Annotated in this window: 16 protein-coding genes; 9 read left to right on the top strand and 7 right to left on the bottom strand. The window is 45.0% G+C overall.

Features of this window, described 5'->3' with window-relative positions:
* The first annotated feature begins 6 nt into the window (after positions 1-6).
* Positions 7-2,571 (top strand): glycoside hydrolase family 3 protein, encoded by a 2,565-nt coding sequence (locus R1T43_RS02140; RefSeq protein WP_317352406.1) that lies wholly within the window; start codon positions 7-9, stop codon positions 2,569-2,571.
* A 136-nt stretch (positions 2,572-2,707) separates the two neighbouring features.
* On the opposite strand, the gene R1T43_RS02135 is transcribed toward R1T43_RS02140, so the two are convergent.
* From R1T43_RS02135 to R1T43_RS02110, 6 genes are all read right to left on the bottom strand, one after another.
* Positions 2,708-3,061: a hypothetical protein gene (locus R1T43_RS02135; protein WP_211070116.1), complete on the bottom strand. Its 354-nt coding sequence runs from the start codon at positions 3,059-3,061 to the stop codon at positions 2,708-2,710.
* Between the two features lie 3 nt (positions 3,062-3,064).
* A complete protein-coding gene (locus R1T43_RS02130) occupies positions 3,065-4,408 on the bottom strand; it encodes a sulfite oxidase (RefSeq protein WP_317355617.1) in 1,344 nt (447 codons plus the stop codon).
* A gap of 132 nt (positions 4,409-4,540) precedes the next feature.
* On the bottom strand, positions 4,541-5,542 hold the full coding sequence (locus R1T43_RS02125; RefSeq protein WP_317352404.1) for a YeiH family protein: 1,002 nt from the start codon (positions 5,540-5,542) through the stop codon (positions 4,541-4,543).
* Positions 5,543-5,547: 5 nt separating this feature from the next.
* Positions 5,548-6,540 (bottom strand): TauD/TfdA family dioxygenase, encoded by a 993-nt coding sequence (locus R1T43_RS02120; RefSeq protein ID WP_211070119.1) that lies wholly within the window; start codon positions 6,538-6,540, stop codon positions 5,548-5,550.
* A gap of 9 nt (positions 6,541-6,549) precedes the next feature.
* Positions 6,550-7,512 carry an aldo/keto reductase gene (locus R1T43_RS02115; RefSeq protein WP_317352401.1) on the bottom strand — a complete coding sequence of 321 codons (963 nt, stop codon included), beginning with the start codon at positions 7,510-7,512 and terminating at the stop codon, positions 6,550-6,552.
* Between the two features lie 403 nt (positions 7,513-7,915).
* The gene (locus R1T43_RS02110) at positions 7,916-8,665 is read right to left on the bottom strand and encodes a GntR family transcriptional regulator (RefSeq protein WP_211070121.1); all 750 of its coding nucleotides are present in this window, start codon (positions 8,663-8,665) and stop codon (positions 7,916-7,918) included.
* Positions 8,666-8,766: 101 nt separating this feature from the next.
* Here R1T43_RS02110 and R1T43_RS02105 point away from each other — a divergent pair, with 101 nt between their 5' ends.
* The 3 genes from R1T43_RS02105 to R1T43_RS02095 all read left to right on the top strand — a co-directional run bounded on the left by R1T43_RS02105 (position 8,767) and on the right by R1T43_RS02095 (position 13,575).
* Positions 8,767-9,528, top strand: a complete 762-nt coding sequence (locus R1T43_RS02105) for a sulfite exporter TauE/SafE family protein (protein WP_317352397.1) — start codon at positions 8,767-8,769, stop codon at positions 9,526-9,528.
* Between the two features lie 206 nt (positions 9,529-9,734).
* Entirely contained in the window at positions 9,735-11,837 is a 2,103-nt protein-coding gene (locus R1T43_RS02100) for an alpha-xylosidase (RefSeq protein WP_317352394.1), read from the top strand.
* Between the two features lie 16 nt (positions 11,838-11,853).
* Positions 11,854-13,575, top strand: a complete 1,722-nt coding sequence (locus R1T43_RS02095) for a solute:sodium symporter family transporter (RefSeq protein WP_211070124.1) — start codon at positions 11,854-11,856, stop codon at positions 13,573-13,575.
* A gap of 28 nt (positions 13,576-13,603) precedes the next feature.
* Here the strand turns inward: R1T43_RS02095 and R1T43_RS02090 are convergent, their stop codons facing one another.
* Complete coding sequence (locus R1T43_RS02090; protein ID WP_317352392.1) at positions 13,604-14,566, bottom strand: cation diffusion facilitator family transporter; 963 nt, start codon at positions 14,564-14,566, stop codon at positions 13,604-13,606.
* Positions 14,567-15,062: 496 nt separating this feature from the next.
* Between R1T43_RS02090 and R1T43_RS02085 the strand changes: the two genes are divergently transcribed.
* From R1T43_RS02085 to R1T43_RS02065, 5 genes are all read left to right on the top strand, one after another.
* Entirely contained in the window at positions 15,063-15,572 is a 510-nt protein-coding gene (locus R1T43_RS02085) for a hypothetical protein (protein ID WP_211070126.1), read from the top strand.
* Between the two features lie 62 nt (positions 15,573-15,634).
* Positions 15,635-16,411 (top strand): hypothetical protein, encoded by a 777-nt coding sequence (locus R1T43_RS02080; protein ID WP_317352388.1) that lies wholly within the window; start codon positions 15,635-15,637, stop codon positions 16,409-16,411.
* A 53-nt stretch (positions 16,412-16,464) separates the two neighbouring features.
* Entirely contained in the window at positions 16,465-19,662 is a 3,198-nt protein-coding gene (locus R1T43_RS02075) for a carboxypeptidase-like regulatory domain-containing protein (RefSeq protein WP_317352385.1), read from the top strand.
* A gap of 511 nt (positions 19,663-20,173) precedes the next feature.
* Positions 20,174-22,846 carry a family 16 glycosylhydrolase gene (locus tag R1T43_RS02070; RefSeq protein ID WP_317352383.1) on the top strand — a complete coding sequence of 891 codons (2,673 nt, stop codon included), beginning with the start codon at positions 20,174-20,176 and terminating at the stop codon, positions 22,844-22,846.
* A gap of 66 nt (positions 22,847-22,912) precedes the next feature.
* The gene (locus R1T43_RS02065; protein ID WP_317352380.1) at positions 22,913-25,894 is read left to right on the top strand and encodes a TonB-dependent receptor; all 2,982 of its coding nucleotides are present in this window, start codon (positions 22,913-22,915) and stop codon (positions 25,892-25,894) included.
* Positions 25,895-26,045 lie beyond the last annotated feature (151 nt).

Raw genomic sequence — 26,045 nt, 5'->3', positions numbered from 1 at the left:
TTTACTATGAAACTAAGTTCATATTCACTAATTGCCACAGCATTGGTTATGGCAGGTTGTCAGCCAGCGACAGACGAGGCTAGCACGCCACACACTGAGCAGACTGAGCAAGCAACAAACAAATCAGTACCCGATTTTTGGCCTGAAATTACTTTTAGCACGGCCAATAGCGAAGCGGTAGAAGAAAAAGTAGACGCTATTTTAGCCACTATGACCCTTGAGCAAAAAGTAGCGCAAACGATTCAGCCTGAAATTCGCGATGTTACTCTTGAAGATATGCGTACCTACGGGTTTGGCTCGTACTTAAATGGCGGCGGTGCATTTCCCAATAATGACAAGCACGCCACTCCACAAGATTGGATTGCTATTGCGGACGCCATGTATCAAGCATCAATAGACGATTCTGTTGATGGCAGCACCATTCCTACCATGTGGGGAACTGATGCTGTACACGGTCACAACAATGTTATTGGCGCTACGTTGTTTCCGCATAATATTGGTTTGGGTGCGATGAACGACCCTGCCATTATTACTCAAATAGCCGAAGCGACGGCCAAAGAAGTACGAGCGACTGGTATAGATTGGATATTCGCGCCAACTGTTGCGGTAGCCCGTGATGATCGTTGGGGTAGAACTTATGAAAGCTATTCAGAAGACCCTGCCATTGTAGGCGCTTATGCCAAAGCCATTGTATCTGGCATGCAAGGCGATATTGCCAGCGGCAGCATTGACGATAGCCATGTTATCTCAACGGTAAAACACTTTATTGGTGATGGCGGTACACAAGGTGGTGACGATCAAGGTAACAACATTGCCGACGAAGAAACCTTATTTCGCATCCACGCACAAGGCTACGTTGAAGGTCTAAATGCAGGCTCACAGTCGGTAATGGCGTCATTCAACAGTTGGCATGGTAAGAAAATTCACGGCAGCAAATACCTACTTACTGATGTGCTAAAAGATAAGATGGGTTTTGACGGTTTTATCGTGGGTGACTGGAACGGCCATGGTCAAATTGAAGGCTGTACTAACGAAAGCTGCCCTCAAGCTATGAACGCGGGTCTTGATGTATTTATGGTGCCTACCAGTGCTTGGAAACCTTTGTATGAGAACACCATTGCACAGGTTAAATCTGGGGTTATTCCTCAGTCTCGTCTAGACGATGCGGTACGTCGCGTATTGCGGGTTAAAGTACGCATGGGTTTGTTTGAGCAACCTTCTCCGGCTAACCGCGCGTTATCGGGCAATAGCGAGATTATTGGTGCGCAAGCCCATCGCGATATTGCTCGCGCTGCGGTTCGTAAGTCTTTAGTGATGCTTAAAAACCAAGATAAATTGCTACCACTAGCACCCAATATGAACGTGGTGGTAGCGGGTGATGCTGCTCATAATATTGGCAAGCAATCAGGCGGCTGGACAATTACGTGGCAAGGTACAGGCAACCAAAATAGCGACTTCCCAGGCGCAACCTCTATTTTTGAAGGTATTCAGCAAACAGTTAGCGAAGCGGGCGGAACGGCTACTTTATTTGAAGGAATGACGTTTGATGCACAAAGTTCAACAAACAATAAACCTGATGTAGCCATTATCGTATTTGGTGAAAACCCTTACGCTGAAGGCAATGGCGATATTTCAAATGTTGAATATCAACGTGGCGACAAGTCAGATCTTGCGTTGTTGAAATCTTTCCAAGCCCAAGGTATTCCTGTGGTATCTGTTTTCATTACCGGCCGCCCATTGTGGGTAAACCCAGAAATTAACGCCAGTGATGCCTTTGTAGTGGCGTGGTTACCTGGCTCTGAAGGCCAAGGCGTTGCTGATGTGTTGTTCACTAAAAAAGATGGTGAAATCAACTATCCAATGCATGGAAAGCTTTCGTTCTCTTGGCCTGCAACCCCTATGCAAATCGTGAATAAAGATGACGGGAATACTGCACAATTTGCTTACGGTTATGGGTTAGCGTTTGGTGATACCGATCCTATTGAAGCGCCGCTGTCTGAGTCGACTGGCATTGATGCTAACGCGCCGTTACCTGCCCATGATATTTACGTGCTTTCTACACAAAAACCATGGCAACTAATAATTAAAGACGCTTCGGGTGATACGACTGTCACAAGCAATACGGTGGAATCTGAAGGCGCTAGCGTACGTACCACCGACCGCATGGTGCAAGAAGATAGCTTATCGCTAACATTTACTGACCAAGCTACTGTAGGCTTCTATTCACCTTTCCCTGAAGATATGCGTGATTACAGCGACGATGAGTCGGCACTTGTTTTAGATGTGAAACTAGCAGAAGGCCTAGACAACCTTAGTGTGTCTATTGGTTGTAGTAGCAGTGATTGCGGCGTGTCGTTACCGTTAAATTCCTTCGCAGCTACTTCAAGCGAGTGGCAAACGGTTGTTATTCCTTCACGCTGTTTTGTAGAAGCAGGCGCATCATTTGCTGAGCTTTTCTCACCATTTGCGCTTAATGCTAACGCCTCGGCATCGTTATTGGTATCTAATATACGCTATGAAGCGAATGCCTCTAGCGATGATGCGTCAATGTCAGACATTGCGTGCCCATAGCGTGTGATTGCTGGACTATCTGAGCTTAAGTTAGCCTCACGCTAGCCTAAAAATTAAAAACATCAAAAACGGGAGCCTATGCTCCCGTTTTTTTATATTTATAATCTAGGTGTTTTCGTTTTTAGCCGCGATAAAACTAGTCTGATTTTTTCGGCATTAAATAGTCCGGAATGGGAGCACGGCGACTTTGGGTTTTGGGCCCGTACCACGTTGTTAGATAATCTAAAATAACCGGCTGCGCATCGCCTAAGGGCCATAGTTTTTGCGTGCTTTGCATCCAGCGAATAGTTTCAAGCCAGCGTTCGCGGCTCATTTGGTTTTGCGAAATAAGCTTAGCGGAATGACAGGCAGTACAATGTGCAGCCACCATATTATGCCCAGTGGCATCAACAAGCCCTGTCGCGGGGTTGAGCTTATGTTCGTTAGCTAGCGTCGCTAGTGATGTAGTACATAACACCGATAGCATTAGCGCGCTTGTCAGCCTGTTCATTTCTCACACCACCTTTACTGCAATGCGGTGACACGCATTGTTTAAGTAACCTTTGGGGTTCCAACCAGGCAGCACCATGGGCTGAGAACGGCCATTTGCATCTTCAGCGCGCGCCCAAATTTCATAGTAGCCAGCCTGATTGAAGTTAATTTCTGAATTAAAGTGCTGCCAAGCATGCCTATTAACGGGCTTAGACAACGCACTCTGTTGCCACGTTTGACCAAAATCAGTTGAGGTAAAGACCTTGGCTATCGCGGCTTCGCCGCTCCATGCATGCCCGCGTACTGCCAACGCTTTGCCTTTGTTATGCTTCGCACCTGACTTGGGATGGGTAATTAAGGATTTCACCGGCATAGCTTCAATAATGCACATTTCATCTTCTGGCACACTCGTGCCTGGTGCGATGGGTTTGCACGGTACACGATAGGCATTGCCGCCCATTTTCGCGCCATCATGTACCCGATCGCGAATAACAATTTTCGACAACCACTTGCCCGAGGTAGAAGCAGGCCAGCCGCCAAACATTAACCGCATGGGGAAGCCGTTCATTAGCGGTAGCGGTTCGCCATTCATTTCAAAGGCAATTAACGATTCATCTTCTAATGCTTTGCCAATAGGCACGCCACGAGAAATAGCCGCTTTACCCGGCGTGCGGCTTAAGTGTAAATCTTCACCGTAATAACCTATGTAGACTGCATCGTCTTTAATACCGACGGCATTCAGTACGTCTTTTAAACGAACACCTGTCCATGACGGGCAGCCTACCGCGCCGGTAGTCCATTGATTACCGCTGGCCGCAGGGGAAAATTCAGAACGGCCATTTCCGCCACACTCAAGGGTGAGTTGATAGGTATAATGTTTAAAATTAGCTTTAAGCTCGCTTAAGGTGAAGGTGCGAGATGCAGACTCACCTTCAATCGTGAGTGTCCACGTGTTTTCATCAAAATCAGTGGGGGTTATTTCCGGCACAATACCGTTATTTCTTACGAATAATTTAGACGCTGGCGTAACCTTATCGTCAAGTAAATGCGCGGGGGTTTCGGCGTTAATAGGCCTGTCGTTTAGTACCACCAACCCGTCTTTACCTTCAATACTAAAAGGCGTTTCAGTTTGCGCTAATGCAGCCGGAATAAGCCCTGCTGGCATAAAGCGACCATAAACAATTTCTGCGCCTAGTAACAAAGAGAGGGTTTTAAAACCTGATAGAAAACCACGTCGTGTTAACCCATCGGTTTTACGCCCGAATACTTGCTCGTCTGCGTCAATAGGATTTTCGGCGTACAAGGCATGAATACCGGTTTCGTTCGCCAAAGGCTGCTGCTTTGATGATTCAGAATGCGTGCTCACACTCTGTTTAGATTTTTTTGAGATAGGCACGCATTGCCTCCTTTACGAGTGCATTGATGTCGACAACTAATTCAAGAAAAACTAACTTAAGAAAGCTAGTTTAAAAGCTAACTTAGAACTAGCTCAAGTTGACTAACTTAAAAACAAATAACCTAAAATGAGTAGGGCTATCCAAAGGGTTTCCGTCACAATAAGTACAATAGGTAACATGCCGACTTCAGCCAGCTTACCTAAGTTTGATTTCATACCAATGGCAGTGATTGATACTACAAGAAAAAATCGAGATATCTGTGAGCCTGATTCGATAACCACTTCAGGTAAGGTAACAAAACTATTTAACAGCATGAGAACCACAAAACCCACTAAGAACACAGGTAACTTAGGCATTTCGCCATCCAAATCCTGTACGCTAGTGTGTGCTCGTTTTACTATTACCATCATGATCATAACAACGGGTAATAACATGGCAACGCGCACTAACTTCGTTAACGTGGCCATATCGCCCGCGTCTTCAGACACTGAATATCCAGCACCTACTACTTGCGCCACATCGTGAATGGTACCGCCTAGAAAAATACCCGCTTCGGTATCGTCCATACCCAATTGCCCAGCAATAATAGGGTAAACAATCATGGCAATGGTAGACATAGCAGTTACGCCAATTACCGTTAGCAGCGTATCCCGCTCATGATTTTTGCCAGCAGGCAAAATAGTAGAAATTGCTAATGCCGCAGAGGCCCCGCAAATAGCTACCGAGCCGCCGGTTAATGCGCCAAAACGCTTTTGCATACCCACGCTTTTTGCCATCACCACACCCAACACTATGGTTGAGAAAATGGCAAAAGCCAGCATGGCTGCTGTTTGCCAACCAAGAACGACTAAGTCACCCAAGGCAATACGCAACCCCAGCAATACAACACCAGCACGTAATAGCGTACTGGCGGTAAAATCGATGCCGCATTTGCACACCCCATCTGCCTGATACAAAAATGAGATTGCCATACCCAGTAACAGCGCGAACAACATGGCCGGTGCGCCATAATGTTCACTTAAAAACAGCGCTGCCATACCGGTTATTGTAGCAATACCAAACCCAGGCCAAATCGATTTACACTTTGCGGCAAACTCGGTCATAACAATTAACGCTCGGCAGCGACAAGAGCGACTAATACTTGGCGTTTTCTTTCACCAGAATATGGGCGACGGCCGTGCATAGAGCGATAGTTATCAACTAACGCAACATCGCCATCTTGCCACTCAAGATCGAAAGTAAACTGTTGCGATAGCTCAGCAATACGCTCTAAACCTTCTTTAGGAATAGCAGAACCATCACCAAACGTAATGGCTGAAGACGGGTTTTCACGCACCCCTTTCCACCCCATATAAGCCGCTATAAGTTGGTTGTAGAACGAGTATGAACCGTCACCAAGATCAATCACTGCCGGCAACACTGGGGTAATAGCGCGTAAGCTACCATCGTCCAACCATTCCCAGCTGTAACCAAGCTCTTTTAGCTTTGCTTCGCCTTCTGCGGTGCTTTCTACACTTAACGTGCTTTTCCAGCTTCGGCCCTGACCTGAATTCGCATCATCTGCAGCGGGCATTGTCGTGGTGTACTTCAAGCCTTTTTCTGCAAAATCGTTAGCTAACGACGGGTTTTCCGCCTTTAGTGCTTCAAACAATTTGTCTGAACGACATAGTGGCGTAGCGCCGCCATTATCAGCCGCTGACTGGCAGTAAAAGAATACCTTACTAGGTGAAATTGGCGTTTGTGCCATTTCGTGATGTAAGAAAATCTCTACGTCTTTAGGGGCTTCGTTGGCGGTAAATACACGTTCAGTAAAGTTGATACGCACCGCGTTCGAGAGCGATTCTTTATAGGTAAAGTTTGCATACCCGAAGCCAGCAGAGAAGATATCGAAAGTTTCAGCAGAATTTAAAGGGAAACCTCTAAATAACAACGCCCCCGAAATGGCGAGTTGTGCTTCTAACTCAGCCTGGTTCTGTTGAATAAACGTCACTGTTTCTTCTACGGTTTTACAGCCATCGTTATTTACCACAATTTGCGGAAAAACTTGGCCGTTGTAGCTGTGTTGAGTTGGCACATTGGCATATTCGATTGCGTTGCTCATAGTACTCTCCTAGTCGTAAATAGGGTGGAAACGATTAAAGGCAGCTTCACAGAAGTGACCTGGGTCGTTAAAGCGTCGGTTCATGTTAAGCGCTGAAATAGCCTGCATTTCTTCATCGGTAAGTTCGAAATCGAACAGGGCTAAGTTTTCGCGCATTCTTTCAGGCTTCGACGTTTTAGGAATAATGGCATTACCACGTTGTACACCCCAGCGAAGTACCACTTGTGCAGGTGTTCTACCATGGGCGCCAGCGGCTTTTTTCACTACCTCTTGCTCGAGTACCGATTCCGTTTTATCCGCCATTTCTAGCTCAAGATAAGACAGGGCTCCTAATGGCGAGAACGCGGTAACGTTCATATCGTAGTCTTTTGCTAGGCGAATCAAACGCTCTTGCGTTAAATACGGGTGAGATTCAATTTGCAACATAGCTGGTTTGATACGGGCGTAGCTCATCAAATCGTGCAGTAGCCCTGTGTTGTAGTTACATACACCAATACGACTAACCTTCTTGCTATCTACCAAACCTTCCATGGCTTCCCATGTTTTATATAGAGGCACTGGAGCCAACTCCATGGTTGGGTTCTCTTGCGTAGTATCGTAAAACCACTCTGGTGGGTAACGAGTTTCAATCGGCACAAATTTTTGCGCTATCGGAAAGTGAATAAGGTACAAATCGAGATAATCGAGTTGTAAATCGCTTAATGTTTTTTCAAGTGCTAGCGGCACATGCTCTGGTGCATGAAAGGTATTCCACAGTTTCGATGTGATCCAAAGCTCTTCACGGGTACAAAGGCCATCTTTGATAGCACGCTGAATGCCTTCGCCAACCTCTTTCTCGTTGCCATAATCAGAAGCGCAGTCTAAATGGCGATAGCCCGCTTTAATCGCTTCGTATGCAGTATCAGCACAGATAGCCGTATCGACTTTCCAGAAACCAAACCCAACCTCAGGGATTTTTTCCAACGCGTTCATATCTTTATATCCTGTTCAATAAAAAAGACTTTAGTCTTGTATAAGACATAAGTTATTATAGGAGGAATGCCATGTCAACAAAGTGTTAACAAAATTAATTAAGCACTCACTTTTTGATACTCGCGAAGTTGTTTTTGTGTTTATTTCGAAAAGACGTTATTGAATAACGCTGTACCGAAGCCCTTATTTCAGGGCCCAAGTGTTGAATGGCATAGTCTTAGGGGTCGCTGCTTCAAAGGATATAGCTTCAAAGTCTATAGCTTCTAAGGTAAGCGCTATAAGAGAAAAAGCCATCTAAGGGTAAAACCTTGATGGGGCAGCGTTAACAAGAAGCAGTATGAACATAGCATAGCGATTTTAAATGGCTATGCGCTGAGCTAGCAGAGGAATTGCTAGCGATAATTTAATCAAGCTCTACTTGGTAATGATAGTGATCGCTTCTACATTTGCTTTCACGATATTCAATCAGCTTACCGTCTATAGACTCTGTCACACGTGTTACCAGCAACAGCGGCTCGCCTGCTTTTATTTGTAAAAGCTTGGCATCGTTATCTGAGGCTAGTACCGCTTTAATACCGTCTCGGGTTTTAAATACGGTTTGATTAAAGTCGGTTTGATAGAAATGGTACAAGGTATGGGGAATATCTTTGCGTTCATGTATGCCAACAAAATATTTAGCCGGCAGAAAAATCGTTTCCAGCATACAAAATTCGTTATCTAAAATACGTCGACGTTCGAGTTTTGTTACGCGCTCTTTGCCCGATAAATTTAACGCGGCTTGTACGTTTTTATCAGGAGATATGAGTTCTATGCCAAGCAACTCGGCTTTGGGAAGGTCGGCTCCCTTGCCGTCGGCTTGCAGCGGGAAGAAGCGAAACAGGGCATCTTGTGCAGTGTGCTCAGAAACGAAGGTACCTACACCTTGGCGGCGTGTTACAATTTTAGTGTCGGTAAGCAAGGTTAACGCTTTACGAACCGTGCCTTGGCTAACATTAAATTCATCAGCCAGTTTGAACTCGCTTGGCAACATTTCACCAGGCTGCCACCGACGTTCAACAATGAGCTGCTTTATATATTCGGCAACTTGCTGATAGAGCGGTTGGAACGCGAGACTGGGACCACTTAATTTGTGGTCGAACTGAGATGAAGACATGAAACCCTAACCTAATGCTTAATTTTTGTTGTTATATCATACACAAGAGTTATAGCGCATTTTTGATGTAAATCACATACAACTACAGGTGTAGATGCAAAATGTTACTTGAAACCCTAGTACCTATGTTCATTCTATTGGGCTTTGCTACTGTACTGCAAACCCTAAGCGGGTTTGGCTTTGGGTTAATGGTGGTATCTAGTTTTACCTTATTTAATTTACTTCCCCTTACCGCCACCACTTTTTTAATTAGTGTTCTAGGGTTAGTAAATTCAACCAGTATTGTGTTGAAAAATGTTCACCTTATTCACCGCAAAGCCTTCACGCTTGTGTTGATCGGCGGTATCCCTTTTATTGCCGTGGGCTACGCCTTGCTTGAATACCTTTCCGCGGGACTGTCGGTTTGGTTAAATATTTTGCTTGGGTTGGCAATATTAACCTGCTGCTTGCTACTCATTGTGAAAAGAAGCCAATCTGCTGCCTCAGGCAAAGGGTGGGGCTTTATAGTATCAGGCGCATTGGGTGGCGTATTAGGCGGGTTATTTTCTACTTTCGGGCCACCCGTGGTATTTCAGTGTTATCGCCAGAATTGGTCTGTGCATGAAGTGCGATATACTCTGCTGGCTATCTTTAGTGTTACCGCGCTTATTCGTTTAGCCATGGTGCCTTTTGGCACGTTGCCCAATCAGACTACGGTTATATCTACCCTTTTTGCTATCCCCCTGATCTTAATATTTACGCGCATTGGTAGGCTGCTAGCTGCGCGGATTGAGCCAAGCGTGGTAAGATTATTGGCCATTAGTACATTAGCGCTTAGTGGGATAACGTTAATTCTTCAAAATGTGCCCCACCTGTTAAACTAAGCATTGTGTTAACTAAACACTGTGTTTACTAAGCAGCCTTAGATAGCCGCAACTGGCAGTCGCTACCAATAGTAAAAACGCCATTCCCCGTTTGAAATACAACGCGCACTTGTAATAATTTGCACTGAAAACTGTAATTGCTCGTTGACAGCCAAGTTACATTTCATTAACTTATGTCTTATATAAGACACGAAGAGTGAAGTGATATGAGTAATGCATTTTCGGTAACCGAGCCAGACTGGAACAGCATAAAGGCGGCGGATATTACCGCGAGCCCTTATCTAGTAGACGATCACCACCTAGCGGTGCCTACTCAATACGGCAGCCTACTATTTTCTATAAGCCAATTTGGCTTACGTATTCAGTCGGGCGGTGATAATGCGACCCTAGTTGATGGTTTCGATTACGGCATGCTCATTACCACTCCCGATACTAAGCAACTTGTTTTCTCGGGCGATGAGCAACACTGCACCATTAATGCCGGTGAATACCGTTTAGAACTGTTTTCTGCTCCGCTTCATTTCAAACTTTATCGAAACGATATTTTGGTACAAGAATCGGCTACCGATGGACACTTTGTGCGTCAACATCGCCTCCCGCCTTTCGCTAAAATCGATGCCGGTTGGGTAATTTGTTTAGAACTTGGTGATGATGAATCAATCTACGGCTTAGGTGAAAAATGGGGCAAGCTTGATAAACGTGGTCAATTGGTTCGTTCATATAATCACGATGCCCTTGGTGTAAACACTGAAAAGTCTTATAAAAACACCCCTTACGCATGGAGCCCTGAAGGCTGGAACCTCTTTGTTCACACGCCAACGCCAGTGACCCATGGTGTAGGCTATGCGCCTTGGTCTCAGCGCGCGTACATTTGCGTGGTTGAAGACACCTTGCTAGATATGTTCTTGTATCACTGCGATAGCCCAGCGCAAAGTATTCATACTTACAGCAGCCTGACAGGATTCGCGCCTGTTCCACCAAAGTGGAGCCTAGGCGTTATTCTTTCCAAGGCTTATTACAAAGATTCAGAAGAGCTATTAGCTGTTGCCCGCGAAGTACGTGAAAAGAACATGCCCTGCGATGTCATTACGCTAGATGGCCGCGCATGGCAAGATACCGATACTCGTTTTGCATTTGAATGGGACCCTACTCGCTACGCCGATCCTAAGCCAGTTCTTGATGAACTAAAAGCGATGGACTTTAAAATTTGCGTATGGGAATACCCCATGATTTCAGTGAAAAACCTGCTGTACGTAAAGGCCGCTGAAAGAGGCTGGCTAATTAAAGACAAGCGCACGGGTGAAGCTTATCGCTACGAGTGGGATTTAAGCCCTTTCGGTGAAGTACTTACTCCACTACCAGATTCAGGTATTTTAGATTTTACCCACCCTGAAGCTTACGAATTTTGGAAGGAATCACACAAGCCCTTGTTCGAACTGGGTGTTGATATGATTAAAGCCGACTTTGGTGAGCAGTTAGAAGATGACAACATGCTCTCTTACAGCGGTGATTCAGGTGACCGACTGCATAACGTATATAGCATGCTGTATAACCGCTGCGTATACGAAGCCGCTGAAAAATATTGTAAAACAGGGCCATTTCTGTTCAGTCGTTCAGCATGGACAGGCAGCCAGCGTTTTCCAGCTCAGTGGGGCGGCGATCCTCAAGCAGACTGGCATGGTCTAGCTGCGAGTATTCGGGGAAGCCTTTCTTGGGGCATGTCGGGCGGTCCATTCTTCGCCACCGACATCGGCGGATTCTATAAGGATACCCGTGACGCGGAACTCTATGTTCGCTGGGCACAGGCATCAGTGTTTTCTGCTCATATGCGCCTGCATGGCATTGGCCCTCGCGAACCTTGGTCCTACGGCGAAGCAGCATCTGATGCCGTATTCGACGCGCTAAAACTGCGTTATCGCTTACTGCCCTATTTAGAAAAAGCCACACAACAAGCCAGTGAAACCGGCTTACCTGTGCAGCGTTCAATGGCCCTTGCGTTCCCTAACGACCCACTTGCCCGCCAGTTTGAACAACAATTCATGTGCGGCGAAAGTTTGTTAGTCGTGCCTTGTATTGTGCCTGGCGGTAAAGTGAAGTTCTATTTACCAGAAGGTGATTGGGTTCGTTTTAATACTGCTAGCACTTCACCTTCCGACGAAGACACTTACCAAGGCGGTAAGTACTACGAGCAAATTCTAGGTTTGAATGAGCTGGCAGTATTTGTTCGCAAAGGTGAGCAAGTGGTTTTAGGTCCTGAGGTAGAGCATACCGAAATGGATATGTCTGCTACCACTATGTGGCCGCAATAGTCGTCGGAGTATTAGCATGAATGTGACGCTTACCTTACTGACCTGTATGGCCTTTATGGCCGTGGTCGCCATTATTTCGTACATGAAAACGAAAGGCGAAGTAAATACTCAAGACGGCTATTTCTTAGCAGGTCGGGGGTTAACCGGCACCTTCATTGCAGGCTCTATGATCCTGACTAACCTCTCGGCAGAGCAGCTCATTGGTCTTAACGGCTCTGCCTTTGGGTACAATTTAAGTGCTATGGCATGGGAAGTGACCGCGGGTATTTCCACCATTATCATGGCGCTGATCTTTTTGCCTCGCTACTTAGCGGGCGCTTTTTCTACCCTACCCGAGTTTCTACGTGACCGGTTCGACGACAACGTAAGAAGAATGACGGTCGTATTATTTATGGTGGGTTACACCTTAATTACTATTCCTTCGGTACTCTATTCAGGCTCTATTGCGGTACTTCGGTTATTCGACGTGCCCGGGTTATTAAATTTAAGTTATGAAGCCAGCCTTATTGTTACCATCATAATGGTAGGCAGTATCGGTGCCTTGTACGCCATATTTGGCGGTTTAAAAGCGGTAGCAGTGTCAGATACCATCAACGGTGTAGGCCTTCTCATTGTTGGGTTATTGGTACCTATCTTAGGCTTAATTGCACTAGGTGATGGCAGCTTCGCAGCCGGCCTAACCACTATCGCTACAACCGAAACCGAGAAACTAAATGCCATAGGGGGTGCTGATGATCCCGTGCCCTTTGGGACTATTTTCACCGGTATGATATTGGCGAACCTGTTTTATTGGGGTACCAACCAATATGTAATTCAACGTACGCTAGGTGCTAAGAACTTAATTGAAGGGCAAAAGGGCGTGTTGTTTTCGGGGTATTTTAAAGTCCTCGTGCCTTTTATGATGATGTTACCTGGGGTAATTGCGTATCACCTGTATCAAAATGAAAACCTGCAAACTATCGACTTGGCTTATCCACACTTAGTGAAAGAGGTATTACCGCAATACTTGTCTGGTTTTTTCTTAGCGGTGTTGTTAGGAGCGGTATTTAGCTCGTTCAACTCGTTATTAAATAGCGCCGCCACACTGTTTTGTTTAGACGTGTACAAACCGTTTAAAAAAGATAAGGTCACTGATTCCCAGCTCATTCGCGTAGCCAAAATTACCAGTTTAGTTATTGCGGTGGTCTCTTTCATTACTGCGCCGTTATTAATGCTGGCACCGGAAGGGTTGTGGCAGATTATTCGTATCTTTACGGGTTTTTATAACATTCCTGTTATTACCATTGTATTGGTCGGTTTATTTACTAAAAACGTGCCTGCCCTTGCGGCAAAGGTCGCGATTATCTTTCACGTAATAGCGTATGCCTTGCTGAAGTTTGTGTGGCAAGTAGAGATTAACTTTATCCATATCTACGCCATTTTGTTTGCCATTGAACTTGGCATTATGCTGGCCATTGGTCACTTCTACCCTATGGCAAAGCCATGGCGCTTTGTACCTAAAGCAGAGGTAGATATGACACCGTGGCGTTATGCTATTCCTTGCGCGATTGTACTGGTTGGTTTAATTGTGACTCTGTACTTAATGTTTTCACCAGTGGGTTTCGTGGGCGGCATCAGTAAAGCCTTTATCCCTTCTTTAGTTGGGCTGTGGAGTACCTGCTTTGTAGCCATCGGCATAAGCCTTAAATGGTGGCGTGCCAGATACGAATTAGGGTTAAAGCGCTTAGCACATCAATAATACTAACAGGCGGCCTTGGCCGCCTTTTTTATTTAATATGAACATGTTCATGGTGATGCGGGTGAACATGCAAGTTGTCGTTGTCATCTCGACAAGGCTCACCAGGCAATTCAAATTCAATGGTAGTGTGGGCCAAATTAAACGGCGCTAGTCGGTCTGATACATCTTGCTTTAACGCTCTAAGTTTAGTGTTATCAATACTGCAATTAATTACCACGTGCGCTGTTAACACATGCTGTTCGCCATCAAGAGACCAAAAGTGAACATGATGTAGCTCTTCAACGTGTTCCATACTCAATAGAACATCAGAAATAGCCTGCTTTTGGGTATCATCTGGCGAGCCTTGTAAAAACAACTTCATGGTTTGCACTACGTATCGCAACACGTTGAATAAGATAAATAGCGTGAACAGAATAGAGAGAATTGGGTCGAGAATAGGCCATTCTACAAAATGTAAAACAATAGCCACAATAAGTACCGCTACCCAGCCCATGGTGTCTTCAATAAGGTGCCAGTTAAGCACCTTTTCATTCATTGAATGGCCGCCACTTAGCTTATAAGCCGCAAAGCCGTTTACGATAATGCCCATTACTGCCAAGCCCATCATGCCCTCTGTCATCGGCATTTCAGGGTTTGCCAACCGAGGGATCGCCTCAGATAATATCCACGCCGAACCAGCAACAAGAATAAGTCCATTGATCATGGCGCCCAAAAGGCTTAATCGCTTAAAACCATAAGAATATTTGTCGGTAGCCGATTTCTGACCAAGCTTACTTAAGTACCACGCAAGGCCAATTGATAGAGTATCGCCCAAATCGTGAACCGCATCAGCCATAATAGCGACACTGTTTGTTAGCAACCCGCCGATAAATTCAATAATGGTGAAGCAGAAGTTTAACCAGAATGCCCAACCTATGCGGCTACTGTCGGTTTCTGCATGGCTATGTTCGTGCCCATGATCATGAGAATGCCCGTGAGAATGGTGGTGCATGATGTGTCACTCCTTTAATAGCATGTCCACTGCATACTGAAATTATAAACCGCTTCCATGAAAACACGATACTAGTGAAAAACACTTGGTTTAAAGTCAACTTAGTGGCGCGATAATAGATTTTCATAAACATTCAAGACAGCAATAAAATGCAAAAAACGCCTATCTACCTACTCAAATAAAAATTTTTTTTAAAAAAATTTGAAAATTATAAAATTTATGCTTGTATACAAAAGTATAACTTTAAAAAGTACCTTTAAAAAAACTTAAACATAATCAATACGTTGAAAATATGATTTTTTTCCTCTCGATAATAGTTATTAAATTCAATAAGTAAGCATAAGGTTTAACGCCTTTTAAAAGGGTAAAGACTGTGGTTATATATTTTCGCTGTCAATTGAGTACTGATAAGAGCTTCCCAGCAACTCACTGATTTTAGAACAATTGTAAAATAATTCGTTAGGCAGCCCCGACTAAAGGTATGAGAGGAAACAAAATGAAAAAAAGAATAATGACAATAGCGCTACTTTCTACTATTTCTGCGTCAACACTTGCAGCAAGTGAAACATTTCAAGCGAATGTAGACGCGATGTCCGATGCGACTATTGCAGAAACTGCTACGCTTCACTTCGGTGCCATGCAACCAACAGTAGGCTCTGTGTGTACCATGGATAATGCGGGCACTGTATCAGGCGATTGCGATGTTTCTAATGCGAACATTGCTATTGGTCTAATTACGGTTTCAGGCTTAGCTTCAAATGTTCCTGTGAATGTCACAGTGACTGGTGCATCTGGTACCAATGTTACTTTTGAAGCGAACTATGACATCAATGCAGCTGTGGCAACACACGACAATATCGCAGACGGCACATTGACTGCGGTTACTACAGACGCATCAGGTACAGATCTTACTATCGATGTATATGGTGACATGACGGTTGATTCGGCATTAACGCCAGGCGACGCTTATACCGCTAACTATGTAGTTGACGTTACGTTCCAGTAATCGTTTGAGGCGAGCCAACTGCGTTCGCCTATTCTTTTCTATACTCGAAATCAAAAGTAAATATGATACTGATACGGCTGTTAACACCTATTCGTCTTTCTGTTTTTCTTGTTATCTCTGCTGCGCTATTTTTTTCCAATGTTGCCAATGCAGATGTTTCGTTATCTAAATTTCGCATTTATTTTGATTCTAAATCCCGCTCAGACTCTATCCAAATACGTAACACAAGCTCAACGCCAATGTCTTACCGAGCAGAGTTATCTATTAATGCGATGACTGAAGAGGGGTTAGTTTACGCGGTAACAGAAGACCCGCTCACGGCATCGACTTTTATTAGATATTCACCGAAACGTGGCAATATCCTACCCGGAGAGCGTCAAGCGCTGCGCTTCGCATTAAGAAAGCCTGCTGGACTTGTTGACGGTGAGTACCGAGCTAACCTTCGTTTAGTCACAGAAATAGCGCCTAGTACGAACTCGAATGTAAACCTAGCCAGCAAACTTGCATACAATATTCCGATTATAGTGCGTCATGGACGCATTACTGCTGAAGCGTCAATGGTGAATCCATCCACCATTATTTACAACGGAAAGCCACACTTACAAGTTTGGTTAAAACGTTCAGGCAATCGTTCATTATTTGGAAACTTCATCATTGAAGATGCTGAAGGGGAAGAAATCGGTGTACTGAATAACGTAGCAGTTTATCGCCCTCTTGAACGTCGAAAAGTCCTGATCCCCCTGCAAAACGCCAAAAAAGGGCCTGTTGTTATTCGGTTTACTGAAATTGATAAATTCGGTGGCGACATAGCGCTATCTATTGACCACGTTATAAAATAGCAACCCGCTAACGTGTCATGAGGATACTATCCTTAATCTTCTTGTGTCTTACTGTGTTCGTCTCATGGGCTGAGCCCTGTCCTCCCCTTTCCTCAACGGCTCGGGTGGCATTAGATGAAGATCAGTTATTGATTAGTGTGTTACGCATTAACGGCCGCCCCCTATGGGACGGCTTTGACGTTTACCCTGTTGGTGAACGATACCTCGTCCCTGCGTCTTTATTTGCCGATGCACTCTCCTTAGATTGGGAAATATCAATGGCTCAAGGGACTATACAATCACAAGGTAGTATTGATTTCTGCAGCTTCAACTATGCATTTAATCAAACCTTGCCCACGCTGAATAATACACCGCCTGATGCGTTTCTTTGGGCAGCCGATGAATTCGATATTTATATCGATACACGCATGATTGCTACCTTATTGCAGATTGAACAACAATTTAACTATACGTTGCTTCAGCTTAACCTCACTGGCCAGCTTCCCTTAAATTCATCTTCAAACACAAGCGCTGATAATCCGCCTCTTCACTTTAAACCTAACGTAGTGCCTGTAAGTAAAGTTGTTGAAGATCAATATCAATTTTTCACATCGCCACTGGTGACTTACCGTTTATCACAACAGGATAGCGCCACCAGCGACAATCGCTTTTCCGCTAATATAAATGCAGGGTTCGATTTCTTATATCATTCAGCAAACCTTCGCGTGAGTAGAGTTGATGACACGAGTATCCATTACCTGCGGTTTGGTAAAACCTTAAACGAAAACGTCCAAGACACTAACAATGCGTTAAACAGTTTTGCCTACGAATTTGGCGATATACAGCTGCAAAGAGATGAGCTTGTTACACGTTCTGGACAGTCACTCGGCTTGATTGTACATAATGGAGATACGCGGCAGCGGCGCAGTTTTTCAAGCACTAGCATTGAAGAATTCGTATTACCTGGCTGGCGGGTACAGCTCTTCAGAAATGGGCAATTTATCGATGAGCAATTTAGTAACGAGGAGAACAAGGTACTTTTCGAAGATATAGAAACCTTCTATGGGGCAAACTTATTTGAATTGAAATTATATGGGCCTGAAGGTCAGCAAGAGGTTAGAACTAAAACCGTCAATGTGGGTAATAATCAGCTAAGACAGGGCAAGTTCGATTTTTTATTTGGGCTTACCGACAATCAATTTCGCTTACTTGATGGTCAAGTATCTACAACTGGGATTGGAAAAGCCACTGTCGCTAGGCTCGGCTACGGTCTTACCGATAGCGCTACCTTATCTGCTAGCGTTCAACGCCTTTGGCTGGAAGATGAAATTGCCTCGTATGTCACTGCCGGTATTAATACCCAACTTTTTGGCTCGGCGCTCAAATTTGAGGTATCAAATCAGGATACTGGCGGTTACGGTATGTTTTTAGGCTGGAACGGTAGGTTCAGCAATAACCTCAACATGAACTTTGCTACCCGCTACTTCAACAATTTTTATAGTGATGCATACTCACAAGATGATGACATTAAGCACATTTCGTCGTTACGTTTGAACGGCAAAACTGAATGGCTAGGCCGCTTTGGCTGGAACGCCAGTATGACCCACAGAGCCTATGAAGTCGATGAGCCCCAAAGTGCGCTAAGCGTAAATGTAAATGACAACTTTCTGGGCGGGACGTTTGCTTCAGGGTTTAGCGTCTCTAACAACAGTAGCTCTGCGGTCACGGGCCGATTGTATTACGCAAAAGATGTTAATGGGTGGAACCTTTCTAGTGCGTGGAACTTTATTCCTTCAGATCGCTTTTCAACTGATAATTTCTATGTGTCGATGCGATGGCCGCAATCGCTCTCCCAACATCGCGAAACTCGCTTACGTTATAGAAACGACACTGACAATGCTTTAGAAATTAGACACCAACACAACTGGCGCTTTGAATCGCTGAACATTGGATTGGCAGCCAGCGTCATGGAGGGTGGAGACTGGTCAGTAAACCTTTCTTTAACCGGCAATACCAATGTTAACCCTTATACACAGAGTTTGAATTTTGAACGTTCGGCGGGTGCCACTGCTGGGCGTATAGATGCTTTTGCCTTCCTTGACGATAATCGAAATTTACGCAAAGACCCTAACGAAATGCCTATCGAAGGCGTCACGTTTACTGGAAGCTCACTATGGCGTGATAAAAGTACCGACGCAAATGGAATGGTCAGGCTCAATACGGGAGCCAGAACACAAAACCTCACCTTAACACCTGATTCGCTTCCTGACCCCTATATGTTGCCAGCCTCTGGAAAAGTACAAGTACTGACCCACGCAGGCGGGGTTAATGAAACTCAATTCCCAGTACATACCTTTAATGATGTTGAAGGAACCATTTATCTAGTAGGTGATTCTTCTAGCCGTGGCGCGGCTTATGTTGACATAGCGCTTATCGACAATACTGAACAAATAGTAGTTAAAACGCGAACAGAGAGCGACGGCTATTTCTATGTTAATGCTGTTCCTCCTGGTGAGTACCGCATTGAAATAGATGAGGACTACCTCATTCAGCAAGGCTTAACGATTAAATCCAGCACCCTTGCATTTACCGCCCCAGCACATGGCGATTCCGTTTTTATAGATGATATTTTGCTTGCACGAGAAACCTCTTTACCGAACGAAAACCTTGCGGCCAACTCCGCAACCATTGAGCCTGTTTCAAGCCCCGATACCGCTCATAAATATGAAATACAAATTGGTATATTCAGGCATTCTCGCTCTATTTTTGAAGTGATGAAGCATTTGCCCATCGCCCCTGAGTCAATTCAATTTCATCGCAATCATAGCACTGCATTAACCTATGTGACGGTAGGAAGATTTGACCTATTTAGCGAAGCAAAAATGATATTGCAAAAGCTCAATCAACACCCCGCCTTTAGCCACGCATTTATAAGTCCATCTACGCGATATACTGGTGCGCATTGGCGTTTAGAATCAATACTAGAGGATATACAAGAACTTATTAGGCACTCACTTCATCAAATAGAATCAAGTTCTGCTGAACGCGTTTGTCAGCTTGCCGCCTATCAGGCACTTAGCTCAATTAATCCAACCATTTTTATTCAACATCCTGAACTGATGCTCTTGCCTAATAACAATGAGTCTCCTTCGTTCTACCGCCTAGTTGCTCCCGCTGCTGATACTTCAGTTTGTCGTGATGATTATTACGATGCCAAATACCGTAGCGGCCCGTTTTCTGTCACGCGTGAAAGCTTACTCATAAAACATTAGGCACTATTATTGAAGCCGTTATCTTGGATGCATGCCACCTTCTATTAGAAAGACGAAAAACGCATTTCAAAGCCTAATGCTATATGCAATACCAAAGACGGGTTAAGCGTTGGTATGAATATCTTCGCATTATGATTTTCTGACGCAATAAAGGTAATAAATTTCTGCCAATAACCTTCCAACTAATCAATTAACATTTTATTTTTATTCACCAGAACACAAGGTTAATTTTTTGTATTAATTACAGCAATCTTGCTTCCGTGTAAATAAAAATCATAATTTTCAGTTATTTAAAACTACATATCGCACAACCACACTCGTACCAAGTAAACCAAATGTTAAAAAATATCAAAGAGTGTTGTTGATCTTTCAATTAACGTGCATTAATCTTATGTAAGCGCTTTCAAACAGAAAAATAACAAGCTCAAATGGAAGCGCTTACAAAACATAACTCGACGTGGCCAACGCGGCGTTTTAGATAACCATTTACTTAGCATTAGGGCTGAAGATAATGACTAAAAATGTAACTCAACTTTCTCGGATTGCTGCCGCGTTAACGGTCACAACTTTGGTTGGCTGTGGCGGTGGAGCAACCACTTCTACAGATATAGACGCCGTTGACACTAGCGCCCCTACCACAGGATGGGAATTAGTGTGGAGCGACGAATTCGAAGACGCGACCATTAACGATAATAACTGGACACACGAAGTTAACTGCGATGGCGGTGGCAATAACGAGGCCCAGTGCTATACCGATAGCGACGAAAACGCATTCATTAGTGATGGTGCATTAAGCATTGTTGCATTGCCCGCTGAAGAGGGTGCACAAAAGCCTTATACCTCAGCCCGCTTAATTACTCGTTACAAAGCAGACTTTAAATATGGCCGCATTGAAATGCGCGCTAAAATGCCTTCGGGTCAAGGCAGTTGGCCAGCATTTTGGATGATGCCTACCGACGAAGTGTATGGTGGCTGGCCGCGTTCGGGTGAAATTGATATTTTTGAAGCGGTTAACCTTAAAGCTGCCGATGCAGATGGCAACCCTGAAGCGCATATCTACGGCACCTTGCATTATGGTCAAGAATGGCCAAACAATGACAGCTCAGGCCAAGCCTATTCACTGCCTGATGGCGCAAACCCTGCAGATGACTTTCATACCTACGCGATAGAATGGCAAGAAGGCGAAATTCGTTGGTATATGGACGATTACTTGTATGCCACTCAGCGTCGTTCTGAAGTACGTTACAACAGTAATGGCGAAGCCACAGGCTTGTCACATCGTGGTTGGTACACCGAGTACTTCGAACAAGGCACTGGCGAGCTAGTGACTCACTGGGACAACGCACCATACGATCAAGAGTTCTACCTAATTCTAAACCTAGCAGTAGGTGGAGAATGGCCTGAAGCGGTAAACGAAACGGGCATTGATGCCAGTGCGTTTGAAAATGGCCAGAGCTTTGATATCGACTATGTTCGGGTTTACGAATGTGCCTCAAACCCAGATACGGGTGCAGGATGTGAAACTGTACGCCCAGGCTACGACTCACTAGACGATGCATTGGTAGAAGGTGCGGCTCCCATTCCTTCTCCACCCTCAACAGGCATTGCAGAAAACCTTACTATTTTTGATGGCACCACTAACCCTAATTGGCCGGCATGGGATTGCTGCGGAGGTTCAACTCCTACACTAGTGGAAGATAGTGCTGAAGGTCAGGTATATGAATTCAGCTTTGGTGCAGAACCTACTGTGATGGGCTTTATTAGCCGCGAGCTATTTATTACCGACCCCGCAGGTCAAGCATCACCCTTCGACGCCTCACCGATGGAAGAAAACGGTAGCGTAAAATTCGACCTGAAGATGATGTCAGCGCCTAACGATACAGCCGCGAATTGGTCGTTTAAAATAGAAAGTAGCGAAGGCACTACTGCAGCTACATTGCCGCTAGCGGATGGCTATGTAGGTCCTAATGACACGGCTGGCGATACCCCTGAGCAAGGCGTATGGGAATCATATGAGTTTCCATTAAGTGCACTAGCAGATGCGGGGCTAGATACCAGCGCTATTGACGTAATTATGGTATTCCCCGATTGGGGTGCAGGCGATGGCGCCGTTTATCGTTTAGCAAATGTTGAAATTTCACAAGAGTCTGCCTACCCAGAATTGGTGATATTTGAAGATGAAATGAACCCTGAATGGCCAATGTGGGATTGCTGTGGCGGTTCAACGCCTACAGAAGAAATCGACAATGAAGAGCATGGTTTAACCGCTGAGTTCCGTATTGGCGCAGAACCTACTGTGATGGGCTTTATTACCCGTTCAGCGTCAGGCGGTGGCGACACGCCATTTGATGCATCTGCGTTAGCAGATGGCGGATTGCTACAATTCGATATGCGCGTTGTTAGCATGCCGAACAATGCAAGTGCCGATTGGTTATTTAAGATTGAGTCGAGTGACGGTGCCACTGCGGTTGAGTTACCTATCTCTGATAGCGTTGAAGGACAAGCACCCGCTGCCGGTGAATGGCAAACTTACACCTTCCCTATTGCTGATTTACAAGCTGCTGGCCTAGACCTAAGCGCCATTGATGTCATTATGGTGTTCCCAGCGTGGGGCGCAGGTGAAGGTGCAGTTTATCGCTTAGATAACGTGAAATTTTACCACCCAGATGGCGATACACCTGCGGCAACCGAACTAACTCTGTTTGCCGATACCGCGGCTGACCAATGGTCTATTTGGGATTGCTGTGGCGGCTCTACTCCTACAGAAGAGGTGGATGATGCCGATCACGGCACAGTGGCTGAATTCCGCATTGGCGCAACACCTACCGTAATGGGCTTTCTTGCCGATGAAGATGTGTACTTTGATGCCTCCTCATTACTTTCAACAGGCGTAGTGCGCTTTGAAATGAAAGTAAGCTCGGCGCCTAACGATGCTTCAGCCCCTTGGTTATTTAAAATTGAGTCTGGCGATACATCAAGCGCTGTCGAGCTTCCTATCTCAGAAAGCCTTGAAGGCGCCGAACCAGTAACGGGCGAATGGCAAACCTACACCTTCTCACTTCAAACATTGTATGACGCGGGCTTAGACATAAGCGCCATCGATGTAGTGATGATATTCCCTACGTGGGGACAAGGTGAAGGTGCGGTATACCGTGTAGACAATGCTGAAATTGCAGCGCAATAACAAAGCTTCTGCCGCTTGCACACTCAAGCGGCAGCAATAAATTGATAAAGATTTAGTAGGTCAATTATGAAAAATACAACATTTAAAAAGACCCAGCTCGCCACATCAATGGCTTTGTTGTTGGGTTCAACTTTGGCATTTTCTACATATGCGCAAGAAGTAGAAAGACCAGAAACTCAAACATCAGAAACGGCTGCCTTAGACAACAGCGTACCGAATGAAGTTGAAGTTATTCAAGTTAGCGGTATTCGCGGCAGTATGATTCGTTCAATGGATTTAAAGCGAAGCTCAAGCGGTGTTGTAGATGCTATTTCTGCAGAAGAGCTAGGTAAGTTTCCTGATACTAACTTAGCAGAATCATTACAGCGTATTACCGGTGTGACTATCAGCCGTTCTAACGGTGAAGGTAGCCAAATTACCGTACGTGGTTTTGGCCCAGAATTTAACTTGGTGACACTTAACGGTCGTCAAATGCCAGGTACAGGCTTTACCCGTTCATTTAACCTAGAGAACTTGTCTTCTGAAGGGGTTAGTACCCTTGAGTTACACAAAACAGCACGTGCGGAAAACCCAAGTGGTGGGTTAGGTGCGACGGTAAACATCATTACCATGAAGCCGCTTTCTCGCCCTGGCCAACAAGCCTCGTTTTCAGCAAAAGGCATTTACGATACCTCTAATGTTGAAGGCGATGATGTAACACCAGAAATTGCTGGTGTTTACAGCAACACTTTCGTTGACGATATGTTTGGTTTTGGGGTGTCTTTTTCTCATCAAGAACGCGATTTCCAACAACAAGCCGCCAGCGTACAAGGTTGGGTGTTGCAAGAAAACGCCGATTTACCTGATTTAGATGCTGCTAACGTTGTAGATAACCGTACTAATATTACTGATGCTGCATTCTTTGCAAAAGACATGAATTACAGCATTAATGATGTACAGCGCGAACGCTCAAATGGTCAAGTTACCTTTCAATTCCGCCCTGTCGATAATTTCACTGCTACCGTTGATTACACCGCTACCCGCGCCACTACTGGCACAAATACGGTTGGCTGGGGTATATGGAATAACTTTGGTTCTAACATCAATGCCTACGAATTAGATGCTAACGGTACCGCGGTTTATGCTGATATTAGCGGCGACGATGCATCCTTTACCGCAAGCAGAAATACAACACGGGTTGATGCTCGCTCTTTGGGTGTAAACTTAGATTGGGAATTAAATGACGACTGGTTTTTCACCCTTGATTACCACGATTCGTATAATGAAACAGACAATGGCTACGATGAAGGCCTAGGTAGCTCAGGCCAGATTATTTTGGGTTCTGATCAGCTTATTTCTAAGGTCTATGATTACCGTGAAGGTGAAATTCCACAGGTTTACGTTAACTGGAATAACGGCACCAACGAGATCAACCCAGGTGAAATTGATTCTAACTTCAGCCAGTTCATCTATTCTCCGGGCCGCTCTGACATTGAGCAGCTTCAATTAGACGGAACATGGTTTAACTCAGCCTTTGATATTCCGTTGGTAAAAATTGATTTCGGTATTGCCCGTACCGAGCAAAGCCTAACAGGGTTTACAGCATGGAGTGGCTTGCGTGGCGGCCCCGGCTTTAATCCTTCTTTCACTGAAATTTTTCCAGATGACATGTTTGTTAGAAACGATACCAGTGGCTTCTTAGATGCCTTCTCTGGTGGCGGCGCTAGCATGAATCCTGGCTATTACTATACCTTCGACTTTGATGAAGCTATTGCTCGTCAACTCGCTTACCTTACCGCTGACGTGGTAGGTGAAAGCAATGCTTACTCGATTGACCCTTATTTTAGTGGCGACCCGTCAGTGAGTAATGTTGAAGAGACTACCGACTCTATTTATGTACAAACAGAGTGGGAATTCGAAGTTAGCGATTATTATGTTCAAGTGAACGCTGGCCTGCGTTATGAAGAAACCGAAGTCCCTAGCGCCGCCGAAGTTCGCGTGCCAACACAAGTCAATTGGGTAGCGGCATCAGAGTGGATAACCCAATTTGAGGCTGATTTACAGCTTCAAGACTTTACGGGTGAGTACGATGTACTGCTACCGATGTTAGATATTAAAGTAGACGTGACAGACGATGTAGTCGCCCGTTTTTCTTGGGGTAAATCGATTACTCGTGCACCTATCGGCCTACTACAAGGTGGCCGTTCGTTCAGTGGAAGCCCCAAAATTGGTTCTCGTACGGCAACAGAAGGAAACACAAGTTTGTTGCCATATGAATCGACGAATCTTGACCTTTCTTTTGAGTGGTATTACGACGAAGCGAGTTACGCGTCTGTTGGTTTATTTAAAAAGTCAGTTAAAAACTATATTGACTACTCAGCGTCGGAAGAGACCTTTGAAGGCTTGAATGATATTTACCAAGGCCCTCGTTGGAACGAAGCAGTATCGGCACTTGAAGCGGCTGGCGTGCAAGCGACTGACAGCGCCATTTACGGATACTTTGTAGATAACGGCTATGCAGATGCTGATGGCGTAGTTACCCCTAACGCTGATGATCCTTTAATTACATGGCGTGTGACTAAGCCTCGTAACCTAAGCGATACGCGCACAGTAGAAGGTATTGAACTCGCGGTTCAACATACCTTCGGTGATACTGGCTTTGGTGTAGGTGCAAACGCAACGTTTGTAGATGGCGATGTGAAGTATGACCCATACGATTTAAGCTCTGAGCAAAACCCGCTTGTGGGTATTAGTGATTCGGCTAACTTCCAAGTGTTTTACGAAAAAGAAGGCTTATCTGTGAAGGTGACTTATGCATGGCGCTCTGACTACGTCGTGGGAATTGGCCAAGCGCAAGGTTCTGCAGATAACCCAGCAACCCAGTTCGATACTTATGGGCAAGTTGATGCCAGCGTGAACTACGATGTGAACGAAAACCTCACCGTGTTCCTTGAAGGTGTGAACATTAACGATGAAACCGAGCAAGGTTACGGACGTTTTGAAGAGCAGTTCTTATTTGCTCGTCAATATGGTCCTCGCTACACCTTTGGTGCGCGCTACACTTTCTGATGTTGTAGGCCCTAAAACAGTAGTTAAGGGTCGTCGTTAAAAGCTGTACTTAGAAGCTAAAATTAAAAGCACTAGCTAGAAAAAATAAAAGCGGCGTAGAGTTAACCTCTACGCCGCTTTTTTGTAACTGCTTTTTCACGCTAGCGACTTC

The sequence above is a fragment of the Alteromonas sp. CI.11.F.A3 genome (assembly GCF_032925565.1).
Taxonomy (GTDB): Bacteria; Pseudomonadota; Gammaproteobacteria; order Enterobacterales; family Alteromonadaceae; genus Alteromonas.
This window is presented reverse-complemented; position numbering and strand designations above follow the sequence as displayed.

Bases quoted from the DNA above. Each gene is read 5' to 3' on its own strand.
- R1T43_RS02140 (WP_317352406.1), top strand. From the start codon at position 7: ATGAAACTAAGTTCATATTCACTAATTGCCACAGCATTGGTTATGGCA.
- R1T43_RS02135 (WP_211070116.1), bottom strand. From the start codon at position 3,061: ATGAACAGGCTGACAAGCGCGCTAATGCTATCGGTGTTATGTACTACA.
- R1T43_RS02125 (WP_317352404.1), bottom strand. From the start codon at position 5,542: ATGACCGAGTTTGCCGCAAAGTGTAAATCGATTTGGCCTGGGTTTGGT.
- R1T43_RS02120 (WP_211070119.1), bottom strand. From the start codon at position 6,540: ATGAGCAACGCAATCGAATATGCCAATGTGCCAACTCAACACAGCTAC.
- R1T43_RS02115 (WP_317352401.1), bottom strand. From the start codon at position 7,512: ATGAACGCGTTGGAAAAAATCCCTGAGGTTGGGTTTGGTTTCTGGAAA.
- R1T43_RS02110 (WP_211070121.1), bottom strand. From the start codon at position 8,665: ATGTCTTCATCTCAGTTCGACCACAAATTAAGTGGTCCCAGTCTCGCG.
- R1T43_RS02105 (WP_317352397.1), top strand. From the start codon at position 8,767: ATGTTACTTGAAACCCTAGTACCTATGTTCATTCTATTGGGCTTTGCT.
- R1T43_RS02100 (WP_317352394.1), top strand. From the start codon at position 9,735: ATGAGTAATGCATTTTCGGTAACCGAGCCAGACTGGAACAGCATAAAG.
- R1T43_RS02095 (WP_211070124.1), top strand. From the start codon at position 11,854: ATGAATGTGACGCTTACCTTACTGACCTGTATGGCCTTTATGGCCGTG.
- R1T43_RS02090 (WP_317352392.1), bottom strand. From the start codon at position 14,566: ATGCACCACCATTCTCACGGGCATTCTCATGATCATGGGCACGAACAT.
- R1T43_RS02085 (WP_211070126.1), top strand. From the start codon at position 15,063: ATGAAAAAAAGAATAATGACAATAGCGCTACTTTCTACTATTTCTGCG.
- R1T43_RS02080 (WP_317352388.1), top strand. From the start codon at position 15,635: ATGATACTGATACGGCTGTTAACACCTATTCGTCTTTCTGTTTTTCTT.
- R1T43_RS02070 (WP_317352383.1), top strand. From the start codon at position 20,174: ATGACTAAAAATGTAACTCAACTTTCTCGGATTGCTGCCGCGTTAACG.
- R1T43_RS02065 (WP_317352380.1), top strand. From the start codon at position 22,913: ATGAAAAATACAACATTTAAAAAGACCCAGCTCGCCACATCAATGGCT.